Genomic DNA, 21,819 nt, shown 5'->3' on the forward strand with positions numbered 1-21,819 from the left:
CGGAAAGCATTGGCTTTTGAAATGGATTTCCCTATGAGGGGGGTTAAACTTTCATTTCAAGAGGTATGGGCGTGACCGCTACATTCGACAAAGTTGCCGACATCATCGCAGAAACCAGCGAAATCGACCGCGATACGATTACGCCGGAAAGCCATACGATTGATGATCTCGGTATCGATAGCCTCGACTTCCTGGACATCGTCTTCGCCATCGACAAGGAATTCGGCATCAAGATTCCGCTGGAAAAGTGGACGCAGGAAGTCAACGAAGGCAAGGTTTCCACAGAGGAATACTTCGTCCTCAAGAACCTCTGCGCCAAGATCGACGAACTGCGCGCCGCCAAGGGCTGACATTCGTCCAATCTTTTTTGAACGCCCTGCCGCTCTGAAATATGGCGGCCGGGCGATTTCGTTCCTAACTATCGAATCCCGCCCACGCTTTCCTTCCCTATCGTGTCGGATCGGGGGCCGGATTGGAGACTGCGATGCTGCTGGAATATTTCCAGATGATCGACCGGGTGGAAGCCGTCGACCTGTCCAAGGGCGTGCTGAAGGCGCGCTCGGTCGTTCCTGCCAAGAGCCCGGTTTTTGAAGGGCATTTCCCCGGCATGCCACTGGTTCCCGGCGTTCTTTTGATCGAGACCATGGCGCAGGCATCAGGCATGCTGGTTCTCGCCGTCACCAATTTTGCCGCAATGCCGTTTTTGATGACCGTCGATGGCGCCAAGATGCGCACCTTCGTCGAGCCGGAGGCCGTGCTCGATATCGAGGCGCTGCTGGAGCATGACGGGTCGGGATTCGCGGTGACGAAAGCGAAGATTTCCATTGCGGGCAAGAAGGTTTGCGATGCGCAGTTGAAGCTGCGAACCATGCCGTTTAATGAAGTGCCACTCGGCGATATCGTGCGCAAGCGGGCAGGTGAGGTCGGGCTTCTCGACGCCATTGCCGCGGGCGCTTGAAGGTGCACGCCGGCTGGCGCAGCAAGAGGATTGATGAATGGGCAAGGCTCAGAATGATGTGGTGATCACGGGTATCGGCATCGTCACATGCCAGGGCGTCGGCAAGGACGCGCATGTGGAAATGCTGACGGCCGCCACCACGCCGAAGACCATTATAGAGACCGAGAAGTTCAAACCCTATCCGGTGCATCCCCTGCCTGAGATCGACTGGTCGCAGCAGATCCCGAAGCGCGGCGACCAGCGCCAGATGGAAAACTGGCAGCGCATCGGCGTCTTCACCGCCGGCCTGGCACTCGATGATGCCGGCTTCAAGGACGATCTCGAAGCCTGCGGCACGATGGACATGATCGTGGCAGCCGGCGGCGGCGAGCGCGACATCAATGTCGATACGCTGATCGTCAATGAAGGCCTGAAGCGTAACGACCGCGAATTGCTGCTGAACGAGAAGCTGACGACCGAGCTGCGCCCGACCCTGTTCCTCGCACAGCTGTCCAATCTCCTGGCTGGCAACATTTCGATCGTCCACAAGGTTACCGGCTCGTCGCGAACCTTCATGGGCGAGGAAGCCTCCGGCATTTCTGCCGCCGAGACCGCCTTCTATCGCATCAAGTCGGGAGAATCGAGCCATGCGCTCGTTGGCGGCGCCTTTGCGGCCGAACGCCAGGACATGATCCTGCTGTTCGAGGCGATCAACGGCCATGCGCAGGGTGGCTGGCAGCCGCTTTGGTCCCGCAAGCCGGAAGACGGCGGCGGCATCATCAGCGGGTCGGTCAGTGCATTCCTGGTGCTGGAGTCGCGTGCGCATGCCGAAGCCCGTGGCGCGCATATTTATGCCACCCTCGACGCGATTGAAGGCGATCGCGGCAACCGCGACGACGGCAGGTTCGAAGCCCGTCTGGAACGGCTTTTGGACCAGGCTGGCAAGAATGCGGGCGAGGCGCTGATCCTGTCCGGCAGCAGCGGAATGCTTGATCTGGCTGCTCGCGAGAAGGCGGTGATCGACGCAAAGTTTCCTGACGCGCCGATCCGCGGCTATGGCGGTGTCACCGGCCACGGACTTGAGGCGCAATTCCCGCTCGGGCTTGCGTTGGCCGCCCTTGCCGTTGCCAATAAGGCGAAGGTTCCGGCCTTCGACAGCGAGAATGAAAAGCCCATGACATCAGGTGCGACGACTGCAATCGTAACGACGGTCGGCCATGTGCGCGGCGAGGGTGTCGCCGTTCTTTCGGCTGAAGCGTGAGGAGCCAATCATCATGACAGATTCCGCCTACAAGGATCATCTCGGTCGCCCGATCGTTGCCGTGACCGGCATGGGCATAATCACGTCTCTGGGCCAGGGGCTGAAGGACAATTGGGACGCGCTTTCTTCGGGAACCTCCGGGATCCACGATATCACCCGGTTCCCGACCGACGGTCTGTCGACCCGCATCGCGGGCACGGTTGATTTTATTGATATTCCGGTTCCGAACGCCGTCGAGCGCTCCTATGCGTTTGCTCGCGAGACGACGATCGAGGCGCTGGCGCAGGCCGGGCTTTCCGGCGCCTTCAACGGCCCGCTTTTCCTTGCCGCGCCGCCGATCGAGCCTGAATGGAGCGCCCGCTTCGAGCTTGCCGACCGTTCGCCGCCAGCCGATCATGACGGTGACGTCTACGAGCGTTTCATGGCCGCCATGCGTCAGCGGCCGGATCCGGCCTTCCAGGAAGCGGCACTTTTCGGTGCCATTTCGGAGCGACTATCCGATCGCTTCGGTACCCGCGGCCTGCCGATCACGCTGTCGACCGCCTGTGCATCGGGCGTGACGGCAATCCAGCTTGGCATCGAGGCGATCCGTCAGGGCCGCACGACGCGGGCGCTGACGGTTGCGACCGACGGTTCGCTGAGCGCCGAGGCGTTGATCCGCTTCTCGCTTCTATCGGCTCTCTCGACGCAGAACGATCCACCGACCAAGGCGTCGAAGCCCTTCAGCAAGGATCGTGATGGCTTCGTCATCGCAGAAGGTGCTGCAACGCTGGTGCTCGAATCGCTGGAATCGGCCGTTGCCCGCGGCGCCAAGATCCTCGGCATCATGAAGGGCGCCGGCGACAAGGCGGACAGCTTCCATCGCACCCGGTCTTCGCCCGATGGTGGCCCGGCGATCGCAACGATCCGAGCCGCACTTGCAGATGCAGGTATCGAGGAAAGCGCCATCGGCTATATCAACGCCCATGGCACCTCGACGCCCGAGAACGACAAGATGGAATATGGCGCGATGCTGGCCGTCTTCGGCGAGCCGCTATCTGCCATTCCTGTGTCTTCGAACAAGTCGATGATCGGCCACACGCTGACGGCAGCCGGTGCTGTCGAAGCGGTGTTCTCGCTGCAGACGATGTTGACCGGCACGCTGCCGCCAACGATCAACTACAGCAATCCGGACCCGGCCATCGCGCTCGACGTCGTGCCGAACAAGAAGCGGGAAAAGCAGGTCAATGCCGTGCTTTCCAACTCCTTCGGCTTCGGCGGACAAAACGCAAGTCTTGTCATGGCGCTTGAACCGGCTTAAGCGGTTCGCCGACAAAAATTCAATACTGACAGAGACGCCCGAGGGCGAAGGATTTTGCCATGCGCGCCTTGCAACTGATCGATGACCGTAAGCTCGAAATCACCGACCTGCCTGAACCGGATGCTCCGGGTCCCGGCGAGGTCACGCTGCGCGTCAAGGCCGTCGCCCTGAACCATATCGATGTCTGGGGCTGGCGCGGCATGGCCTTTGCCAAGCGCAAGATGCCGCTGGTCATCGGCGCCGAGGCGTCGGGTGTCGTGGAATCGATCGGCCTGGGCGTGGCCAACGTATTGCCGGGTCAGTTGGTCGCCGTCTATGGCGCGCGCACCTGCGGTCTCTGCCGTCCATGCCGCGAGGGTCGCGACAATCTCTGCGAACATGTCGGCGGTGTTCATGGCTTCCATCTGGATGGCTTTGCGCAAGAGAAGGTCAACCTTCCGGCTCGCCTGCTCGTGCCGGCGCCTCCCGGCGTCGATGCGGTTGCCGCCGCCGTTGCGCCCGTCACCTTCGGTACTGTCGAGCACATGTTATTCGATAACGCGAAGCTCGAGCCTGGTGAAACGATCCTCGTCCACGCCGGCGGTTCGGGTATCGGCACGGCTGCGATCCAGCTTGCCAAGAAAATCGGCTGCACCGTCATTACGACCGTCGGCTCCGACGACAAGATCGAGAAGGCGAAGGCGCTCGGCGCCGATCACGTCATCAACTATCGCACCGACCGCTTCGAAGGCGTGGTGCGCAAGCTCACCAAGAAGAAGGGCGTCGACGTCGTCTTCGAACATGTCGGCAAAGACACCTGGGCGGGCTCGATGCTCTGTCTGAAACGGGGCGGTCGCCTGGTCACCTGCGGTTCCACCTCGGGCGTTTCGACCGAAATGAACCTGATGATGCTCTTCCAGCAGCAGTTGAAGCTGCTCGGCTCCTTCGGCTGCCGCATGGAGAACATGGCAGATGCCATGCAGAAGATGGGTCGCGGGCTCGTTCATCCTGTCATCGATACCGAAGTGGGCTTCGATGATATCGACCGGGCGCTGGAGCGGATGGAGTCGCGTCAGATCTTCGGCAAGATCATCCTCAAGATGGACTGATCGGGTTGAAACTCTTTATTACCCGCATCGTTCTGTCGCTGATGCATTTTCGGCAGTGGCTGGTTGCACAGATCATCTTCGGATTCCTGAATTTCCTGAAACTGTTTCCGGCTGACGGCGGCATTCGTTTTGCCGACTGGCTGACGCGGCTCATCGGGCCGCGGATGCAGCGTCACAAGCTGATGGTAACAAACCTTCGCAACGCGTTTCCGGAAAAGAGCGACGCGGAAATCGAAGAGATCGCGCTTGCGAGCTGGGGCAATATGGGCCGGTTGGCGGCGGAGTATGTCTTTCTCGACCGGCTTTTCGATTTCGACCCTGAGCGCGTCGAGCCGGGCAGGGTGGAAGTCTCAGGCATTCCGATCTTTCTTGAGCTGCGGGACAATCCGCGCCCGTTCATCGTCTTCACTGGCCATACAGGCAATTTCGAGCTGCTTCCGGTAGCGGGTGCCGCTTTCGGATTGACGGTCACCGTTCTATTTCGTCCGCCGAACAATCCTTACGTCGCGCAAAAAGTGTTCGATTTCCGCAGTGCGCGCATGGGTCATCTGGTCCCATCCCATGCCGGCTCATCCTTCGCGCTCGCGCGGCAGTTGGAGGCGGGGGCTGGCGTCGGGGTGCTGGTCGACCAGAAGTTTCGCAAGGGATTGAAGACGACTTTTTTCGGCCGCGAGGTGAAGACAAATCCGTTGCTGCCGAAGCTTGTGCGGCAGTTCAATTGCGAGGTGTATCCCGCGCGATGCATCCGGCTGCCGGGAAATCGCTACAGGCTTGAAATTGAGCCAAAATTGGAATTGCCCCGTGACGAGCGCGGCAACCTTGACCTGCCGGCGACGGCGCAGATGTTGAACGACAAGGTCGAGGGATGGGTCAGGGAAAATCCGGAGCAGTGGCTCTGGTATCATGACCGATGGAATATCAAGAAGGCGCTGTTCAAAAAATAATCGCGGGCTGAAAGCTGAGTTTATCCACCGCTGGTTTAGGCGCTCACGTTGAACGTGAGAAGGATTCATGTTAGTCCGGTCCCAATAAATCTGTCGGGGATAACAAACGACAGGTGGGGATGTTCCCTGTGTATGGCCAGGGTCTGGTGGGGTCCGGATTCTGCAAATATGCGGGATAGGAGGTCATCTTGCTGGCACTCTTCCACGCTTTTTCGTCCAAATGCGTTCAGATCCAACGGGCGATCAAGATGGGCGACGACGTTCTCGTCGCGGCTCTTGATAGAGAACTAGCCCCGCTCGTTGCTGCTATTCTGGCTTACCGGGCATCCAGTATGCTCGAGATCTACATGCAGCTTCAGTTCATGAGCAATCTCATCCGCCAGGAGGCCGATGACCGGACAAGCGTGATGCGCAATTGTTCAGCGCTTGCCACGCTCCTGCATCGCTATTTTGCCGGGGCTGAGGTTGCGGCTATGGATGCGCTGCTGTCGTTTGCCAGCGAGGGGCCCGACCGCGGGAATGCTGTCTTTGGCGATGATCAGGTGCTCAGCGATCTCGTGCTCGACAGCCTTCCGGATCGGGTCGCCGTCATTACGCGGGATTATCGCTACCTCTATAGCAACGCCGCCAACAACGCGTACATGAATACCAAGCAGATGGACCTGCTTGGCCGGCATCTTTCGGAATTTATCGGCGTCGAAAGGTTCGAGCAGCGTGCCAAACACAAGCTGGATGCCTGCTTTGCCGGCGAGAGCGTGGATTATATCTATCGCTCCTACTTTACCGCCGATGCCGGGCAACCCATACGATGCCGGATGACCCCGGTCCGTGCGAAGGGCGAGATTATCGGCGCTCTGCTCATGCTTCAGGATGTCAAGGTTGCGGCCGACGTGGTGGCCTGAGCCGCCTAGGGGCCGAAGAGCAACCGTTCGATCACGCCGACGGCGGTTCGGGTACGCGTGACGACGGGTTTGTCCTGGTGCTCACCTAATGCGGACTTTGGCGCAACCGCTTTGTCCGCCTCCGGCTCTTCTGTCTCATCGCTCTCGCATTCCGTGCAGAAGCATCGGAACGCCGTTGCTTGCGTGATACTTATGCGGCCGACCTGTTCCAACTGGCAAACGGATCGGGGAGGTTGCGCCATAGATCGGGTGTAAATTCCTCGGCCTCGATCAGGCAGGCATCGAGTTCCGCTCTGATCTTGCCTTCGTCCATCGGATCGGCGCCGATGAAGACCAGTTCTTGGCGGCGGTCACCCCAGATCGGATCGAGGTAAGGCGTCAATGCCCTGGTAAAGGCTGGTTCGCTTGGCCATTGTTCCTTCGGTACGGAGGACCACCAGAGGCCCATGCGGCCGGTGCGAACCAGAGCGCCGGCCTGGCTCATTTCGCCGACATGATGCGGCCGAGTTGCCAGCCAGAAGAAGCCCTTGGCGCGCACGACGCCCCGCCATGAACTGTCGAGGAAGTGTTGAAATTTCGTGGGATCGAAGGGTTTCTTCGCGCGATAGACGAAGGACCGGATGCCGTATTCCTCGGTCTCGGGGATGTGGTTCTTGAAACCGTGAAGTTCCTTGTACCAGAGCGGATGAGTCTCCGCCTCGGCAATATCGAAAAGCCCGGTGCCCAGAATGGCCTTTGGATCGACCGTCCCGAAATCCGTTTCGATCAGACGGGCATCCGGATTGAGGCCGACGATGATTTTCCGGGCAGCGTCTCGTTGTTCTGATGTCGCCGTCCCGATCTTGTTGAGGATGACGACATCGGCAAACTCGATCTGCTCGACCAACAGGTCGATGATGGTTCTGACATCGCCTTCTCCGGCCGTTTCGCCGCGATCCGCCAGGAAGTCGGTTGAACCATAGTCCGCCAACAGGTTGGCGGCATCGACAACGGTCACCATCGTATCAAGCTTGGCGACGTCGGAGAGGCTGTCGCCGTTTTCATCGCGGAATTCAAAGGTGGTTGCGACGGGAAGCGGCTCGGCGATACCGGTCGATTCAATCAGGAGATAATCGAAGCGGCGCTGCTCGGCGAGCTGACGGACCTCCTTCAGCAGATCGTCGCGCAATGTGCAGCAGATGCAGCCGTTGGTCATCTCGACGAGTTGTTCTTCGGTACGAGAAAGATTGGCGCCGCCATCCCGCACCAGCGATGCGTCTATGTTCACTTCGCTCATGTCGTTGACGATCACGGCGACGCGCATGCCTTGTCTGTTGCTGAGGATATGGTTGAGCAGCGTCGTCTTCCCGGCTCCGAGGAAGCCGGACAGGACGGTCACCGGAAGTTTGGTATTCATGATAACCTCTTAGTTATGTTATAAAATAACACGCGATGTTAAAGAAAAAGGCGGATCGATGCCCGCCTTTCATGGGATGTGCATGCCTCAGCTGTTTTGAGAGAGGCAGGTTTTCAGGGAAGCGGCAATGCCGTGCATCAGATCGAAATAGAGGTCAGGGCCTTCCTTCAGCGTCGCGGCCTCGGGATCGAGCACGCCTGATTTGGCCTCGGTTCCTTCGATGACGACGTTGATGAGGTGCGGTTCGAACTGGGGTTCGGCAAAGACGCAAGTCGCGCCCAGCGTGCTGACCTTGTCATGGATTTCCGAGACGCGCGCTGCACCCGGAATGGTTTCCGGACTGACCGTGATCGAACCGGCGACATGCACACCATAGCGGTGCTCGAAATATTGATAGGCGTCGTGGAACACGACGAAGGGCTTTTCCTTGACCGGCGCAACGGTTGCCGCGATCTCAGCATCGAGGGCATCGAGCTTGTCGTCGAGAGTTTTCTGGTTTGACTGATAGGTCAAGGCGTTGGCGGGGTCGGCAGCCACGAGCGTGGTGGTGATCTCCGTTGCCATCGCCTTGGCGTTCATGGGGTCGAGCCAAAGATGCGTGTCGAATGCATCTAGGCCGCCATGGTCATGCCCGTCGCTTGCCGTGGCGCGGGGTTCATCGCCATCATTGTCGGCCTCGAAGGCGCCGCCCTCGCGGTAGCGGAGCTTGGTCAGGCCTGGCGCCTTGTCGAGCTCGGCGATCACGGCATTGTTCCCCAGTGCCGACAGAGGCTTCTCCAGGAAAGCTTCCATGCCAGGGCCGACCCAGAATATGACCTTGGCGCTTTCCAGCGCGCTCGCATTCGAGGGCTTCAGCGAATAGGTATGCGGCGAGGAAGCGCCTTCGACGATGAGCTTCGGTGCGCCAACGCCATCCATGATCGCTGCCACGAGGGAGTGGATCGGCTTTATCGAAACCACGACATCGGGTGCGTCGTCGGCCACCGCTGTGCCCGCGACGAGCAATGTCGTCGCAAAGGGAAGCATGAGCCGGGCAAGGATGGCACCTGGCAATTTCATTCGAAAGCTCCGCTTGAATGGAGTCTGTTATATTATTACATCAATTGCGTAACGCTATAACGTGTGCGATAGCAGGACGCAACAGTGCAAACGGAAAATTGATGCTTTCACCCGCGAACAATCAGGCTGAAACGCTGGTCTCGCTTAACGGCGTCGGTGTCCGACGTGGTGGCCGCTGGCTGGTACGCGGCGTCGATTTCTCGGTCAGCCGCGGCGAGATCGTAACCTTGATCGGGCCGAACGGTTCGGGGAAGTCGACGAGCGCGAAGACGGCAATCGGCGTGCTGAAGCCTGACGAGGGCCGCGTGGAACGGAAGGCGGGCCTCAGGGTCGGCTACGTGCCGCAGAAGCTTGCAGTCGACTGGACCTTGCCGCTGACCGTGCGGCGGCTGATGACGTTGACCGGCCCCTTGGCGGAGCGCGAGCTTGTTGCCGCGCTCGAATCCGTCGGCATCTCCCATCTGGCGAAGGCGGAGGTTCAGCATCTTTCCGGTGGCGAATTCCAGCGCGCACTGCTTGCCCGCGCCATTGCCCGCAAGCCCGATCTGCTCGTGCTCGACGAGCCGGTGCAGGGTGTCGACTTCAACGGCGAGATTGCGCTCTATGATCTCATCAAGTCGATCCGCAATTCCATCGGCTGCGGCATCCTTTTGATTTCTCACGATCTGCATGTTGTCATGGCGGCGACCGATACTGTGGTCTGCCTGAATGGCCATGTCTGCTGCCGTGGTACGCCACAGACGGTCAGCCAGAGCCCGGAATATGTCCGGCTGTTCGGGACGCGCGCCGCACAGTCCCTGGCGGTCTACAGCCATCATCACGATCACACGCATCTGCCGGATGGCCGGGTGCTTCACGAGGATGGCTCGGTGACGGACCATTGCCATGCCGGCGACGGGCATCACCACGACCACGACCATGGACATGATCACTCCCATCATTCTGCTGACGATGTAAGCCACGCGGGAGGTGTCCGCGGTGCTTGACGAGTTCTTCCTGCGCGCGCTCGTTGCCGGGGTCGGTCTGGCGCTGACGACCGGTCCGCTGGGCTGCTTCATCATCTGGCGGCGCATGGCCTATTTCGGAGACACGATCTCGCATTCGGCGCTGCTCGGCGTCGCGCTGTCGCTGCTGTTCCAGCTCAATCTGACGATCGCTGTCTTTGCTGTCGCCGCGACGGTGTCGATCCTGCTGCTTTTTCTGCAGCGGCGACAGGCGCTTTCGGCCGATGCGCTGCTCGGCATTCTTTCCCATGCGACGCTCGCGATCGGTCTCGTCATGGTCGCCTTCATGAGCTGGGTCCGCATCGATCTGATTGCCTTCCTCTTTGGCGATATTCTCGCCGTCAGCTGGACGGACATAGCCTTGATCTGGGGCGGCGGCATCGTCGTCCTGGCGGCCATCGCCTGGCTCTGGCGGCCGTTGCTGGCGTCCACCGTCAATCCTGATATCGCCGAGGCGGAGGGCCTTAGGCCAGAGCTGGCAAGGCTGTGCTTCATGCTGCTGATGGCGGTCGTGATCGCGATTGCCATGAAGATTGTCGGCATCATGCTGATCACTTCGCTTCTAATCATTCCCGCCGCCACGGCCCGGCGTTTTGCACTCACGCCCGAGACAATGGCGGTCTTCGCCTCGCTGATCGGTGCCGTCGCGGTTGTCGGCGGCTTGTTCGGCTCGCTCCGCTACGATACGCCCTCCGGTCCCTCGATCGTGGTCGCGGCGCTGATCCTTTTCGTCATCAGCCTGCTTCCCTTTGCGCAGAGAGGCCATAGCCGGGGCGGTCAACAGGAAGGACAAGGTTCATGAGCACTCCGCAGCTGACAAAGAACCAGGCACTTGTCTTCGACGTGCTGACCAAGGCAGAAAGCCCGCTCAGCGCGTATACCATTCTCGACAAACTGCGTGACCAGGGTTTCCGGGCGCCGTTGCAGGTCTATCGTGCGCTGGAGAAGCTGCTGGAATATGGCGTCGTCCACCGGCTCGAAAGCATCAATTCCTTCGTCGCCTGCGCGCATCCTGACGAGAACTGCCATAACCATGGGCTTGTGGCATTCGCGATCTGCGAAAGCTGCGGTCAGGTCATCGAATTTCACGATCACGAGGTCGATCATCGCCTGATGGACTGGCTGCGATCACAAAAATTTAAACCTGAAAAGGCAACCATCGAAATCCGTGGGCATTGTGCAACGTGTTCGTAAAAAACATGTGGCATACGCTCAGCACAGTTTGTTGGGCGAGGCAGGCGGATTATGGATGTAAAAAGACGGAATTTTCTGGCCGGCATTGCTCTGGCCGCGGCAGCTTCGCAATCCAAGGCAGTAGCAGTCGCTTCGACACCCGATCCTAACCTTGAGATCATCAATCTCTGGCCCGGCCGTCCTCCCGGCGGCGCAGGGCCGGCGGCGAGTGAAGATTTGACGCCACGCGGCGCGCTGACACAGATTTCTACACCGCGCATGATCGTGCACAAGCCTGACAAGCCGAGCGGGGCTGCCATGCTGCTCTGCTCCGGTGGTGGCTACGAGAAGGTCGATATCGTCAACGAAAGTACCCCAGCCTCGATATATTTCGCTTCTCGCGGCATTACCGCGGTGGAACTGGTCTATCGCGTGCCCCAGGAAGGTTGGAGCATCCATGTTCCGTTCCTCGACGGGATCCGGGCGCTGCGCATGTTGCGGTCCGAGGCCGCGCGACTGCAGATCGATCCGGCAAGAACCGGGGTCGTGGGCTTTTCTGCCGGCGGACATGTAGCCGGCATGCTGGCGACCGGTGCGGCTGAGAGCTTCTATACGCCGGTGGACGATATGGATCAGGAACCTTTCAAGCCCGCATTCGGCACCCTGCTTTATCCCGTCATCACTATGACGGCGCCTTTCGACCAGACACAAAGTCGCCTCAAGATCTGCGGCAAACATCCGCTCGAAGATATGCGGGAGATGTTTTCGGTCGAAAAGCACGTGACGAAGGAGACGCCGCCGATCTTTCTTGCCCACGCGATGGATGATCCGATCGTGCCGGTCGACCATACTCTGATGATGTTTCATGCGCTGCGTCAGGCGGGGGTCGATACCGAGATGCACATCTTCCAATCGGGCGGCCATGGCTGGGGCATGGGGAAAACGCGCCCGGCGGTTAGAAGCTGGGCGCAGCTTGTCGAGACCTGGCTGCATGTGAACGGCATGCTGACGACGGTTTGACGTCTCAGTCGATGCGTCGCAGATCGCGGGCAAAACGCTGCCAGTTGGCGACGTAGTTGCGAGCGGAGCGGCGTAGCCCTTCCACCTGTTCCTCATCCAGCGATCGGACCACCCTTGCCGGCGAGCCCACGATCAGCGAGCCGTCCGGAAATTCCTTGCCTTCGGTGATCAGCGCGTTTGCGCCGACAAGGCAATTGCGGCCGATCTTTGCGCCATTCAGGACGGTCGCGCCCATGCCGATCAGCGAATTGTCGCCGATCGTGCAGCCATGGACGATCGCATGGTGACCGATGGTGCAGCCTTCGCCGATCGTGACCGGGAAGCCCGGATCGGTATGGATCATCACGCCTTCCTGAATATTGCTCGCGCTGCCGATACGGATCGGCTCGTTGTCGCCCCGCAAAACGGAGCCGAACCAGATGCCGACATCCTCGCCGATCTCCACCTGACCGATGACAAAGGCGTCGGGCGCCAGCCAGAAGCGATCGGAAGGCGGGGTTTTCGGGGCAAAGTCGGCAAGCGCGTAGAGCGGCATGATTTCCTCCTCGGTCAGATTACCGAGAGCGTCAGCGTGCCGACGCCGTCGACGCCGCAGATGATGCGGTCACCCTTCTTCACCGGCCCGACGCCGGCGGGCGTGCCCGTCATGATGACGTCGCCGGGCGCGAGGGTAAAGAGCTTCGAGAGCTCGGCGATAATCTCCGGGATTTTCCAGATCATCTGGTTCAAGTCGCCATTCTGGACGCGATCGCCATTGAGTTCCAGCCAGATGGCGCCCTTGTCGGGATGGCCGATCCGCTCGGCGGGGACGAGGCTGGAGACGGGGGCGGAATGCTCGAACGCCTTGCCGATCTCCCAGGGGCGTCCGGCCTTCTTGGCCTCGCCCTGTAGATCGCGGCGGGTGAAATCGATGCCGACGGCGTAGCCGTAGATGCAATCCATTGCCTTTTCGGCCTTGATGTCAGCGCCGCCGGCCTTCAGCGCGATGACCAGTTCGACTTCGTGATGGACGTCGGACGATAGCGACGGGTAGGGGAAATCGCCGCCCTGCAGCAGATTGTCGGGGTTCTTCTGGAAGAAGAACGGCGCTTCGCGGCTCGGGTCATGTCCCATCTCGATCGCGTGGTCGGCATAGTTGCGGCCGACGCAGTAGACGCGTCGCACCGGAAAAGCAGCGTCGCTTCCCTCGATCGGCAAGAGAACGGGCTTCGGAAAAGGGATAACAGTCTTCGGATTTTCAATCATTGTGGGCTCACTTGGTGGAGGCGTCGACAATCTCACTCGGCGGCACGCTAGCGCAAACGCTATCGGACTGAAATCGGCTAAGCCGGATATTTTGCCGCATCCGATTTTTTGACTGTGTCTTGGGTGCAACGCCGGGGAGGTTTGATTCGGGCTCGACGTTTGGAAAATCTTTCTAATCTGCTGTGCTTCATTTGCAACATCGGCGCCTTTTCGATACCGGCAAAAATAGTTTGCCTGACTTAGCATATTGCCAAATCACGCCCCGGGGGCCTAGCACTGGGCCGTGGAGCTTGATTGCTCCCACCGAAAGAAACCGTCTGGAGGAGGCGCGACAGGGCGCAAAATCTATTGCGAAATCCTGATCTTCCATCCGACATTTCGAATTGGAGTAACTGATGAATATCAAGGGGCTTCTTTTTGGCTCCGCTGCTGCACTCGCAGCAGCATCCAGCGCTCACGCTGCAGATGCGATTGTCGCCGCCGAGCCTGAACCGCTCAACTACGTCCGCATTTGCGATGCCTACGGGGTTGGCTATTTCTACATTCCGGGCACCGAGACCTGCATCAAGATCGGCGGCAAGATCCGCACCGAAGGCGAGTGGTATGACGCCTACAACCCGAGCAGCCGCGTTGGCACGCTCTGGCATGACCGTACCGAGCTCAATATCGATACAGCGACGGATACCGAATTCGGCGCTCTGAAGACCAACACCATCTTCCGCTGGGAATGGAACGACGGAGGCAGCACCTCCTCGAAGCTCCTGTTCGCCAATATCAGCCTTGGCGGTTTCACGGTCGGCAAGCTCGATTCGCAGTATAACCTCTATGCGGGTTACGCTGGCGACGTCATCAACGACGACGTGATCTATGACGGTCCTTACGAACTGAACCAGTTGACCTACAACTACGACAGCGGCACCGGTTTCACCGGCGTGATCTCGCTGGAAGACAGCAACTCGACCTCGACCGGCGACGCCTCGTACGGCGCTTCGTGGTGGACCGACGACAAGGAAAACCACTACGCTCCTGACGTTGTCGCGGGTCTCGGCTACACGACCGGCACGCTCGGCTTCAAGATCGTTGGCGGTTACGACTCGATCGTCGAAGAAGGCGCCATCAAGGCTCGTATCGACGCCAAGTTGGGCGGCGTGGAAGCCTTCCTGATGGGCGGCTGGAACACGGATGGCGACAAGCTGAACAAGTATGCCGGCACAAACCAGGATCGATCGGCTTGCCCGGTTGATCACCCTGAACTTTGCGGCTGGGGTGATTGGGCTCTGTGGGGCGGCGTTGGCGTTCCGTTCAACGACAAGCTGAAATGGAACCTGCAACTGGCCTACACGGATTCGAAGATCTTCGAAGCCACGACGAACCTGAAGTTCAATCCGGTCAAGAACCTGCTCGTCGAGCCGGAACTGACCTACGTCCATTACGACTCGATCAACGACGATACCGTTGCCGGTATCCTTCGCTTCGAGCGCAACTTCTGATTTGACCTAATTATCGGCGAAGAGAAGGCCCGGCATATTGCCGGGCCTTTTGCTATGCAGACGCCAGTGTCGGCGATGGGGTGCTTAGAGCAATTCCAGCAAAAGTGTCACACGGTTTTGCGTCCGGAATTGCGGAAATCAAAGAGATAGCGCGGTGCCATCAGCGGCAAAGAGGTGGCAGCGCTCCGGATCGATGCTGATCGTCACCGTTTCGCCGGCGCGCATGGGCTGCTGGTCCTCCAGCGCGACAGTCAGCGTCTGCCCACCCTTCAGGGACGTGTAGAGTACGGTCTGCCCGCCGAGATGTTCGACGAGATCGACGCGTGCCTCACCGAGCGAAACGCCGCGATCGGCAACCGTCAGGTGCTCAGGGCGCGCGCCGAAGGTCACGGGATCGCCGGTCTTGGCTGAGGCAAGGTGACGGGGAAGCCGCACCGATTTTCCGTTGATTTCGACCGTCGTCGCGCCATCCTCGGTGCCGGCGATTTTTCCCTCGATGAAGTTCATCTTCGGCGAGCCGATGAAGCCGGCGACGAACTTGTTCGTCGGCTTGTTGTAGAGGTCGAGCGGCGCGCCCACCTGTTCGATACGCCCAGCGTTCAGCACCACGATCTTGTCGGCCATGGTCATGGCTTCCGTCTGGTCGTGGGTGACGTAGATCATGGTGTTGCCGAGGTTCTGGTGAAGCCGGGCGATTTCAACACGCATCTGCACGCGCAGTTCGGCGTCGAGGTTGGACAGCGGCTCGTCGAAGAGGAAGATATTGGGCTCGCGCACGATCGCCCGGCCGATCGCGACGCGCTGGCGCTGGCCGCCGGAGAGCTGTTTGGGTTTGCGCTGCAGAAGCGGCTTGATCTGCAGGATATCGGCTGCCCGTTCGACGCGGGGCTGGATCTCCTGCTTTTTCATGCCTGCTGTTTCCAGGCCGAAGGCAAGGTTCTTGTAAACGGTCATATGCGGATAGAGCGCATAGGACTGGAAGACCATCGCGATGCCGCGCTTGGCGGCAGGCACGTCGTTCATTCTCTCGCCATCCAGCAGCAGCGATCCGCCCGAGATCGGCTCGAGGCCGGCGATCATGCGCAGGAGCGTGGACTTGCCGCAACCGGACGGGCCGACGAAGACGGCGAATTCTCCCGGCTCGATTTCAAGGTCAATGCCGTGCACGACCTGAAATTCGCCGTAGCGCTTGACGACCTTCTGCAGGGAAACGCTCGTTGCCATGGTCTTCTCCTTCAGGTCCGACGTTGCGACATGCAGGTTCATGCGGGCCTCCAGCTCTTGTATTTCCGGCTCTCCGGGCCGACGGGGAATCGAACTTCCGTTCGAGTCTCCGATGACTCGTAGAAGGCGGTCACCAGTTCCAGCGCACGACGGGCGTCGACTGTTGTCACCGGCAGGGGACCGCTGGACACAAGAGCGTCGTGGAAGAGCGTCATCTGGGTCTCGAAGCGTATCGGCACCGGCGTCCAGTCCTTAAGCACTGCGTCGATCCTGGCTGCAATCTCGTCGTTGGCCGGGACAATCGTCCACGGATCCTGACCGGGGCTATAGGGTTCGTGGTTGCTTTCGAAGAGCACGTTTTCGAAGCAGAGGCGCAGGCGGCTGATCTGCGAAGTCGAGCCAAGGGTGGCGCTGATCGTCGCCAGCGCGCCGTTTTCCATCAGCAGGCTGGCGCTGGCGCAATCCTCAACCTCGATATCATTGACGCGGGTTGCCACCCGACCGAAGAGGCCCGCTATCGGTCCCATCAGATAGGTCAGCATGTCGTGCAAATGGATCGAATGCGTCATCAGCACGCCGCCCAGTTCGGTCGCCCACTTGCCCCGCCACGGCACGGCATAGTATTCGGCTGTGCGCAGCCAGTGGGTTTCCGAGGTCGCGACATAGGGCTTGCCGGCGATACCGGCATCAATGATACGCTTGGCTTTCTGGACGCCGTCGCCGTAGCGATACTGGAAGATCGGCATGAGCACACCGCGCGCCGTCTTTTCGGCTTCCATAACCGCATCGACATCGGCGAGCGAGCCGACCAGCGGCTTCTCGCAGACGACGTGCTTGCCTGAAGCCAGAGCCTGCAGGATGAGTTCAAAATGCGAGCCGGGAGGCGTGCAGATGTCGATGATATCGATATCGGGCATTCTGAGAACTTCGGCGAAATCCTTGGTGCGTCCCTTGATGCCGAATTCATTGCCGACGGCGTTCAGGCGCTCGTCGTTGAGATCGCAAAGGATGGCAACCTCGAAACGATCGGGATGCGGCAGATAGCCCTCGACGATGTGGGAACGGCCGATGCCGAGACCGATGACTGCGACTTTTTTGATATCAGACATGCGCGACTACTTTCGAAAATCTCTTTGGGAAGTGGCTTCAGCCAGTGCTTGAGCTTTCAACGCCAACTCCATAGCTCTAAAGCAATGTTCCTGGCCCATGGCCGTCTCGGTGCGATCGCGGATATCGGCAGCAAGCTGCCGGCCGTAGGGTAGTTCCACATCGCTGCAATCGATGTGCTGCATGCCCTTGCGGTCGACGAGGAAAAGGTGATCGGTGCCCGGGCGTCCGGCAACATCGAGATATTTCCTAAGCTCGATCGAGCCTTCCGTCCCGACGATGAAGAGGCGGCCGTCGCCCCAGGTCGGCAGTCCGTCCGGGGTGAACCAGTCGACGCGGATATAGCCCGTCGCATCAGGCGTACGCAGATGCACGTCGCCATAGTCCTGCAGCTCCGGCGTATCGGGATTGGCGCGATTGGCGACCGTCGCCGATAGCACCTCGACGTCGAGCGAATCCGTGAAGAACAGGAACTGTTCGAACTGATGGGCTGCAATATCGGTGATGATGCCGCCGTAGCGCTGGCGCTGGAAGAACCATTCCGGGCGGGTCGGCTTGCGCAGGCGATGCGGACCGAGGCCGGTCGTGTGGATCACCTTGCCTATGGCGCCTGATTTGACCAACTCGCCGGCCTTGACTGTCGAAGCTGTCTCGAAATGCTCGGAATAGAGAATGGAGACGATGCGCTTGGTCTCGGCCTGGACGCGTCGGACTTCCGCCAGCTGTTCCAGCGTCGTCATGCCGGGTTTGTCGAGCATGACGTCCTTGCCGTGATGCATGGCTGATATTGCGACGCCCGCTCGTTCGCTTGAGATCGCGGCGCTGAGGATCAGATCGATCGAGTGGTCCTCGAGGATCTGCCTGCGGTCGACTACGCGCTCAGCCTGCGGAAAGCGTTTTGCGAAGGCGGCGGCGAGGTCGTCCTCGATGGCATAAAACGAGACCAGTTCGGCGCCCGCCCTCAGCATGACGTTGACCTGGCCGTAGATATGGTCGTGGTTGAGACCGATGGCGGCGAAGCGCAGAGCGCTCATGCGACATGTCCTTTCATAAGTCTTGGCATCAGCGTTTCAGGCCGGCGGTGGCGATGCCATCGATCAGCAGGCGCTGGAAGAAGAGGAAGATGAGGAAGACCGGGATCAGCGAAATGCTCGACATGGCAAACAGGCTGCTCCAATCCGAACTGCCGGTCGAATCCACGAAGGAGCGCAGTCCAAGCTGGACGGTATAGGTATTGATGTCGCTCAGATAGATCAGCGGGCCGAAGAAATCGTCCCAGGTCCAGATGAAGGAGAAGATTGCGGCCGTTGCGAGAACGGGCAGGGAGAGAGGCAGCATGATCTTCCAATAGATGCGCCAGGGACTGCAGCCGTCCATCATCGCAGCCTCGTCGAGTTCGCGCGGTATGCCGCGGAAGAACTGCACCATCAGAAAGATGAAGAAGGCGTCGACCGCGAGGAACTTCGGCACGACGAGCGGCAGCATCGTCTTCACCCAGCCGAGCTTGAGGAAGAGGATATATTGCGGAATGAGGGTGACGTGATAGGGCAGCATCAGCGTCCCCAGCATCAGCGCGAACCAGAAGTCGCGCCCCCAGAAGCGCAGCCGTGAGAAGGCATAAGCGGCCAGCGAGCAGGAAACGACATTGCCGATGACCGAGAGTACGGCGATGACGACCGAATTCCAGACGAAGGTGCCAAAGGTCACCTGGGCGCCCATCCATCCCCTGACATAGGCGCTGAAATCGAGTGAACTCGGGATCAGCGACGCGCTCTGGAAGATCTCGTTCTGGTCCTTGACCGAGCCCGACAGCATCCAGAGCAGGGGATAGAGCATGACGATCGAGGCAATGATCAGTGCCGCATGGATCAGCACCGACAGAATGAGGGCGCGCTCGCGCGGCGGGTTGAGATCGTCGGAGAAGGAAACAAGCTTCGCATCAGTCATCGTAGTGCACCCAATACCGTGCTGACAGGAAGGAGAAGGCGGTGAAGATCGCGATGATGATCACAAGGATCCAGGCGAGCGCCGCTGCATATCCCATGCGGAAGAAGCCGAAGGCTTCCTGGTAGAGGTAGAGTGTGTAGAACAGCGTCGAATCGATCGGGCCGCCGGTGCCTGATGAGATGACATAGGCCGGGGTGAAGGCCTTGAAGGCATCGATCGTCTGGACCACGGCGTTGAAGAAGATGACCGGGGTCAAAAGCGGCAGCGTGATCTTGAAGAAGATGCGCGTCTTCGAGGCGCCATCAAGGCTTGCCGCCTCGTACATGTCCGTCGGGATCTGCCTCAGGCCGGCGAGGAAGATGATCATCGGCGAGCCGAACTGCCAGATTGCCAGAACGATCAGCGTATAGAGCGAATAGTCTGGGTTCGAGATCCAGCTTGGGCCTTCGATGCCGACATACCAGAGCAGCGTGTTGACCACGCCGTCGCCGTCGAAGATCTGCCGCCAGAGAACGGCGATCGCGACGCTGGAGCCGAGCAACGACGGCAGGTAGAAGATGGCGCGATAGACGGTCAGGCCGCGTATGCCGCGATTGAGGAGCAGCGCGACCATCAGCGCGAAGGCGAGCTTCAGCGGGACCGAGCAGACGACGTAAAAGAGCGTCACCCGCATTGACGAAATAAACTTGTCGTCGCCGCCGGCGATGCGGGCGTAATTCTCGATGCCGACGAAATGCGGCGCCTGCAGCAGGTTATAGTCGGTGAAGGACAGATAGAGCGACACCAGCGCCGGTCCGAGCGTCAGGCCGAAAAAGCCGATGAACCATGGCAGCAGGAAGAGATATCCCGGCAGGTTGCGGGCAAGCGCTCCGGGCGGTTTCGTTCGTTCGCTATTGCGCGCGATGGGGCGCAGGCCGACAGCGGAGCTGCCGGCGGCGCTTGATGTTTGCGTGCCCAAGGTCTCAGCCTCGCGTTATGTTTGCGGCTGCCTGTTCGGTGAATTTCGTTGCGGCATCCGTCGGGGATGAACGGCCGAAGGCCACTTCCTCCGCGATCTTCTTCAGGAGGAACGCGTTTTCGCCGGCGCCGTTCGGCGGCGGCGGGGGCAGGGCGCCGACCTGCGGCGTCAGGCGGCCGATATAGTCGACGACGAGCTTGCTGTTATCGTCCAGGCCAGCCGTCAGTGCCTTGCGGACCTTGTCGGAGGCAGGGACGCCGCGTTCGACGCCGAGCGCCTTGGTGCCGTCAGGGTCTTCAACGAGATAGTTGACGAAGGCGACGGCTGCATCCTTGTTCTGCGACTGGGCCGAGACCGACATCAACATCGAAGGCTTCAGATATTGGCCTGGCTTTCCGCTCGCTCCGGCATTCGGATAGGCGAAGATGTCGAATTTTTCCTTGCTCAGGCCCTGGATTGCCAGGAACTGATTGGAGTGCGCGAAGCTGACGGCGGATTTGCGTAGGACGATGGTGCTGGTCTCGATCGTCTGCTGGTCCAGCGCCTGGACGTCGGCGGGCACGCAGGCTTTGCTGTCGCGCATATGGGCCCAGAAGGTGAACCAGTCGGCTGTATCCTTGGCGTCGAAGGCGAGTTTGCCGTCACTGCTGTAGAGCGCCTTGCCGCGCTGGCGCAGCCAGCATTCGAAGGCGGGCTCCAGGCCGCTGGCATCCTGCGATCCATAGAAGGTGCGGCGCTTCTTGGCAGCGGTGAGCTTGGCGGAGGCATCGGCGAACTGGTCCCAGGTCATGCCGTCTTGCAGGGGATCGAGGCCGGCCTCCTTCCAGGCATCGGTGTTGTAGACCACCATGCTGGAATTGACGCCGAGATTGACGCCATAAAGCTTGCCGTCGACCTTGCCGGAATCGATGTTGGCATTGCCGAAATCATCGATCGCCAGCGACTTGCCCATATAGGGCGTGAAGTCGAGAAGCGTGCCGCGGCGGGCATATTCGAAGATATAGCGATAATCCATCTGGATCAGGTCGGGGGCATTGCCGCCCGCCGTCTGGGTGGCGAGACGGGTCCAGTAATTGTCCCATCCGAAGGATTCGCCGGCGATGGTAATATCGGAATTCTTGGCACCATATTGCTTGATCGCATCCATCGTCCTGTCGGTGCGCTCCTTCGAGCCCCACCAGAGGAAGCGCATGGAGGTGGCGGCCCGTGCAGGGGCCAATCCCATGGCGCTGAAGGCGATCGTGGTTGCCATGCCGCATAGAAGCTGGCGGCGGTCTATCGTCAACGTCATCCTGGTCTCCTCCCCAGTTTACCGATGATCTACGAGACTGCTGTGCATCACATAACTATTTGGTTACAAAATGGAGAGAATTTGAGACGTGTCAAGCCATCATTCCACTATCGGCTCGAAACAGCTTTGGGTTGTTCGCGCCGCAGGGCCGTTTGTGACAGGCAAATCCGGATGGGCATCGTGGTTCCACGGAGAGAATTGCCGCAATACTGGCTTTGCAAGGGGTATTTGGCCTGCGGCAGAAGGTCACGCTGTTCCGACCGGGCCAGATTGACATGATCTGCCGATCGCTCCGTTGCCACATGAAATTTTTTCTGGGGCAGTTGACAAATGATGGTGTCCGGGTCGATCTTGTAACTGTACAGTTACATCTTTGAAATGGTAATCTATTGTTTTTTCAATGTATTCCATTTTGCAGACTTCTGGGAGGAGGAATGTGATGTTCGCCTGTCGTTTTCGGCTCCCCGTGGAGG

General features: G+C 59.7%; 22 protein-coding genes. 12 read left to right on the plus strand and 10 right to left on the minus strand.

Going from position 1 to position 21,819, the window contains the following annotated elements; genetic code table 11:
- Window positions 1-65: 65 nt before the first annotated feature.
- The 7 genes from EV561_RS19765 (at window position 66) to EV561_RS19795 (ending at window position 6,432) form a co-directional block, all read left to right on the plus strand.
- Window positions 66-350: an acyl carrier protein gene (locus tag EV561_RS19765; protein WP_132524023.1), complete on the plus strand. Its 285-nt coding sequence runs from the start codon at window positions 66-68 to the stop codon at window positions 348-350.
- A gap of 134 nt (window positions 351-484) precedes the next feature.
- Window positions 485-958 (plus strand): 3-hydroxyacyl-ACP dehydratase FabZ family protein, encoded by a 474-nt coding sequence (locus EV561_RS19770; RefSeq protein ID WP_132524024.1) that lies wholly within the window; start codon window positions 485-487, stop codon window positions 956-958.
- A 37-nt stretch (window positions 959-995) separates the two neighbouring features.
- Window positions 996-2,198, plus strand: coding sequence for a beta-ketoacyl-ACP synthase (locus EV561_RS19775; protein ID WP_132524025.1), 1,203 nt, complete (start codon window positions 996-998; stop codon window positions 2,196-2,198).
- Between the two features lie 13 nt (window positions 2,199-2,211).
- Window positions 2,212-3,498 carry a beta-ketoacyl-ACP synthase gene (locus EV561_RS19780; RefSeq protein WP_132524026.1) on the plus strand — a complete coding sequence of 429 codons (1,287 nt, stop codon included), beginning with the start codon at window positions 2,212-2,214 and terminating at the stop codon, window positions 3,496-3,498.
- 59 nt (window positions 3,499-3,557) lie between these two features.
- Window positions 3,558-4,586 carry a zinc-binding dehydrogenase gene (locus EV561_RS19785; RefSeq protein WP_132524027.1) on the plus strand — a complete coding sequence of 343 codons (1,029 nt, stop codon included), beginning with the start codon at window positions 3,558-3,560 and terminating at the stop codon, window positions 4,584-4,586.
- A gap of 5 nt (window positions 4,587-4,591) precedes the next feature.
- A complete protein-coding gene (locus EV561_RS19790; RefSeq protein WP_132524028.1) occupies window positions 4,592-5,530 on the plus strand; it encodes a lipid A biosynthesis lauroyl acyltransferase in 939 nt (312 codons plus the stop codon).
- A 188-nt stretch (window positions 5,531-5,718) separates the two neighbouring features.
- Window positions 5,719-6,432, plus strand: coding sequence for a PAS domain-containing protein (locus tag EV561_RS19795; protein WP_132524029.1), 714 nt, complete (start codon window positions 5,719-5,721; stop codon window positions 6,430-6,432).
- A gap of 190 nt (window positions 6,433-6,622) precedes the next feature.
- Here EV561_RS19795 and EV561_RS19800 read toward each other — a convergent pair whose 3' ends face one another.
- Window positions 6,623-7,828 carry a GTP-binding protein gene (locus tag EV561_RS19800; RefSeq protein ID WP_132524030.1) on the minus strand — a complete coding sequence of 402 codons (1,206 nt, stop codon included), beginning with the start codon at window positions 7,826-7,828 and terminating at the stop codon, window positions 6,623-6,625.
- Between the two features lie 87 nt (window positions 7,829-7,915).
- Window positions 7,916-8,854: a zinc ABC transporter substrate-binding protein gene (locus tag EV561_RS19805; RefSeq protein ID WP_132524186.1), complete on the minus strand. Its 939-nt coding sequence runs from the start codon at window positions 8,852-8,854 to the stop codon at window positions 7,916-7,918.
- A 134-nt stretch (window positions 8,855-8,988) separates the two neighbouring features.
- On the opposite strand from EV561_RS19805, the gene znuC reads away from it, so the two are divergent.
- From znuC to EV561_RS19825, 4 genes are read left to right on the plus strand one after another with little or no spacing between them, the layout of a single operon-like run.
- Window positions 8,989-9,873, plus strand: a complete 885-nt coding sequence (gene znuC, locus EV561_RS19810) for a zinc ABC transporter ATP-binding protein ZnuC (protein WP_207910564.1) — start codon at window positions 8,989-8,991, stop codon at window positions 9,871-9,873.
- Window positions 9,866-10,693, plus strand: coding sequence for a metal ABC transporter permease (locus EV561_RS19815; RefSeq protein ID WP_132524031.1), 828 nt, complete (start codon window positions 9,866-9,868; stop codon window positions 10,691-10,693). Before znuC ends, EV561_RS19815 begins: the two co-directional genes overlap by 8 nt.
- Window positions 10,690-11,085, plus strand: a complete 396-nt coding sequence (locus tag EV561_RS19820; RefSeq protein WP_132524032.1) for a Fur family transcriptional regulator — start codon at window positions 10,690-10,692, stop codon at window positions 11,083-11,085. Before EV561_RS19815 ends, EV561_RS19820 begins: the two co-directional genes overlap by 4 nt.
- 51 nt (window positions 11,086-11,136) lie before the next feature.
- The gene (locus tag EV561_RS19825; RefSeq protein ID WP_132524033.1) at window positions 11,137-12,084 is read left to right on the plus strand and encodes an alpha/beta hydrolase; all 948 of its coding nucleotides are present in this window, start codon (window positions 11,137-11,139) and stop codon (window positions 12,082-12,084) included.
- A gap of 4 nt (window positions 12,085-12,088) precedes the next feature.
- Here the strand turns inward: EV561_RS19825 and EV561_RS19830 are convergent, their stop codons facing one another.
- Both EV561_RS19830 and EV561_RS19835 read right to left on the minus strand, forming a co-directional pair.
- Entirely contained in the window at window positions 12,089-12,619 is a 531-nt protein-coding gene (locus tag EV561_RS19830; RefSeq protein ID WP_132524034.1) for a gamma carbonic anhydrase family protein, read from the minus strand.
- A gap of 14 nt (window positions 12,620-12,633) precedes the next feature.
- Window positions 12,634-13,326 (minus strand): fumarylacetoacetate hydrolase family protein, encoded by a 693-nt coding sequence (locus EV561_RS19835; RefSeq protein ID WP_132524187.1) that lies wholly within the window; start codon window positions 13,324-13,326, stop codon window positions 12,634-12,636.
- Between the two features lie 398 nt (window positions 13,327-13,724).
- Here EV561_RS19835 and EV561_RS19840 point away from each other — a divergent pair, with 398 nt between their 5' ends.
- The gene (locus EV561_RS19840) at window positions 13,725-14,819 is read left to right on the plus strand and encodes a porin (protein WP_132524035.1); all 1,095 of its coding nucleotides are present in this window, start codon (window positions 13,725-13,727) and stop codon (window positions 14,817-14,819) included.
- A 138-nt stretch (window positions 14,820-14,957) separates the two neighbouring features.
- Here EV561_RS19840 and ugpC read toward each other — a convergent pair whose 3' ends face one another.
- From ugpC to EV561_RS19870, 6 genes are read right to left on the minus strand one after another with little or no spacing between them, the layout of a single operon-like run.
- Window positions 14,958-16,043, minus strand: coding sequence for a sn-glycerol-3-phosphate ABC transporter ATP-binding protein UgpC (gene ugpC / locus EV561_RS19845; protein WP_132524188.1), 1,086 nt, complete (start codon window positions 16,041-16,043; stop codon window positions 14,958-14,960).
- A 38-nt stretch (window positions 16,044-16,081) separates the two neighbouring features.
- Window positions 16,082-17,152, minus strand: a complete 1,071-nt coding sequence (locus EV561_RS19850) for a Gfo/Idh/MocA family oxidoreductase (protein ID WP_132524036.1) — start codon at window positions 17,150-17,152, stop codon at window positions 16,082-16,084.
- A gap of 6 nt (window positions 17,153-17,158) precedes the next feature.
- Entirely contained in the window at window positions 17,159-18,184 is a 1,026-nt protein-coding gene (locus EV561_RS19855) for a Gfo/Idh/MocA family oxidoreductase (RefSeq protein WP_132524037.1), read from the minus strand.
- Window positions 18,185-18,212: 28 nt separating this feature from the next.
- Complete coding sequence (locus EV561_RS19860; protein ID WP_132524038.1) at window positions 18,213-19,097, minus strand: carbohydrate ABC transporter permease; 885 nt, start codon at window positions 19,095-19,097, stop codon at window positions 18,213-18,215.
- The gene (locus EV561_RS19865; RefSeq protein ID WP_132524189.1) at window positions 19,090-20,001 is read right to left on the minus strand and encodes a sugar ABC transporter permease; all 912 of its coding nucleotides are present in this window, start codon (window positions 19,999-20,001) and stop codon (window positions 19,090-19,092) included. Before EV561_RS19865 ends, EV561_RS19860 begins: the two co-directional genes overlap by 8 nt.
- 58 nt (window positions 20,002-20,059) lie before the next feature.
- The gene (locus EV561_RS19870) at window positions 20,060-21,346 is read right to left on the minus strand and encodes an ABC transporter substrate-binding protein (protein ID WP_132524039.1); all 1,287 of its coding nucleotides are present in this window, start codon (window positions 21,344-21,346) and stop codon (window positions 20,060-20,062) included.
- Window positions 21,347-21,819: the final 473 nt, after the last annotated feature.

The sequence above is a fragment of the Rhizobium sp. BK376 genome, assembly GCF_004341625.1.
Taxonomy (GTDB): domain Bacteria; phylum Pseudomonadota; class Alphaproteobacteria; order Rhizobiales; family Rhizobiaceae; genus Rhizobium.

Coding starts and splice junctions, on each gene's coding strand:
- EV561_RS19805 (WP_132524186.1), bottom strand. CDS start 8,854: ATGCTTCCCTTTGCGACGACATTGCTCGTCGCGGGCACAGCGGTGGCC.
- EV561_RS19820 (WP_132524032.1), top strand. CDS start 10,690: ATGAGCACTCCGCAGCTGACAAAGAACCAGGCACTTGTCTTCGACGTG.
- EV561_RS19785 (WP_132524027.1), top strand. CDS start 3,558: ATGCGCGCCTTGCAACTGATCGATGACCGTAAGCTCGAAATCACCGAC.
- EV561_RS19800 (WP_132524030.1), bottom strand. CDS start 7,828: ATGAATACCAAACTTCCGGTGACCGTCCTGTCCGGCTTCCTCGGAGCC.
- znuC (WP_207910564.1), top strand. CDS start 8,989: ATGCTTTCACCCGCGAACAATCAGGCTGAAACGCTGGTCTCGCTTAAC.
- EV561_RS19770 (WP_132524024.1), top strand. CDS start 485: ATGCTGCTGGAATATTTCCAGATGATCGACCGGGTGGAAGCCGTCGAC.
- EV561_RS19860 (WP_132524038.1), bottom strand. CDS start 19,097: ATGACTGATGCGAAGCTTGTTTCCTTCTCCGACGATCTCAACCCGCCG.
- EV561_RS19850 (WP_132524036.1), bottom strand. CDS start 17,152: ATGTCTGATATCAAAAAAGTCGCAGTCATCGGTCTCGGCATCGGCCGT.
- EV561_RS19840 (WP_132524035.1), top strand. CDS start 13,725: ATGAATATCAAGGGGCTTCTTTTTGGCTCCGCTGCTGCACTCGCAGCA.
- EV561_RS19830 (WP_132524034.1), bottom strand. CDS start 12,619: ATGCCGCTCTACGCGCTTGCCGACTTTGCCCCGAAAACCCCGCCTTCC.
- EV561_RS19870 (WP_132524039.1), bottom strand. CDS start 21,346: ATGACGTTGACGATAGACCGCCGCCAGCTTCTATGCGGCATGGCAACC.
- EV561_RS19780 (WP_132524026.1), top strand. CDS start 2,212: ATGACAGATTCCGCCTACAAGGATCATCTCGGTCGCCCGATCGTTGCC.
- ugpC (WP_132524188.1), bottom strand. CDS start 16,043: ATGGCAACGAGCGTTTCCCTGCAGAAGGTCGTCAAGCGCTACGGCGAA.
- EV561_RS19765 (WP_132524023.1), top strand. CDS start 66: ATGGGCGTGACCGCTACATTCGACAAAGTTGCCGACATCATCGCAGAA.
- EV561_RS19825 (WP_132524033.1), top strand. CDS start 11,137: ATGGATGTAAAAAGACGGAATTTTCTGGCCGGCATTGCTCTGGCCGCG.
- EV561_RS19855 (WP_132524037.1), bottom strand. CDS start 18,184: ATGAGCGCTCTGCGCTTCGCCGCCATCGGTCTCAACCACGACCATATC.
- EV561_RS19775 (WP_132524025.1), top strand. CDS start 996: ATGGGCAAGGCTCAGAATGATGTGGTGATCACGGGTATCGGCATCGTC.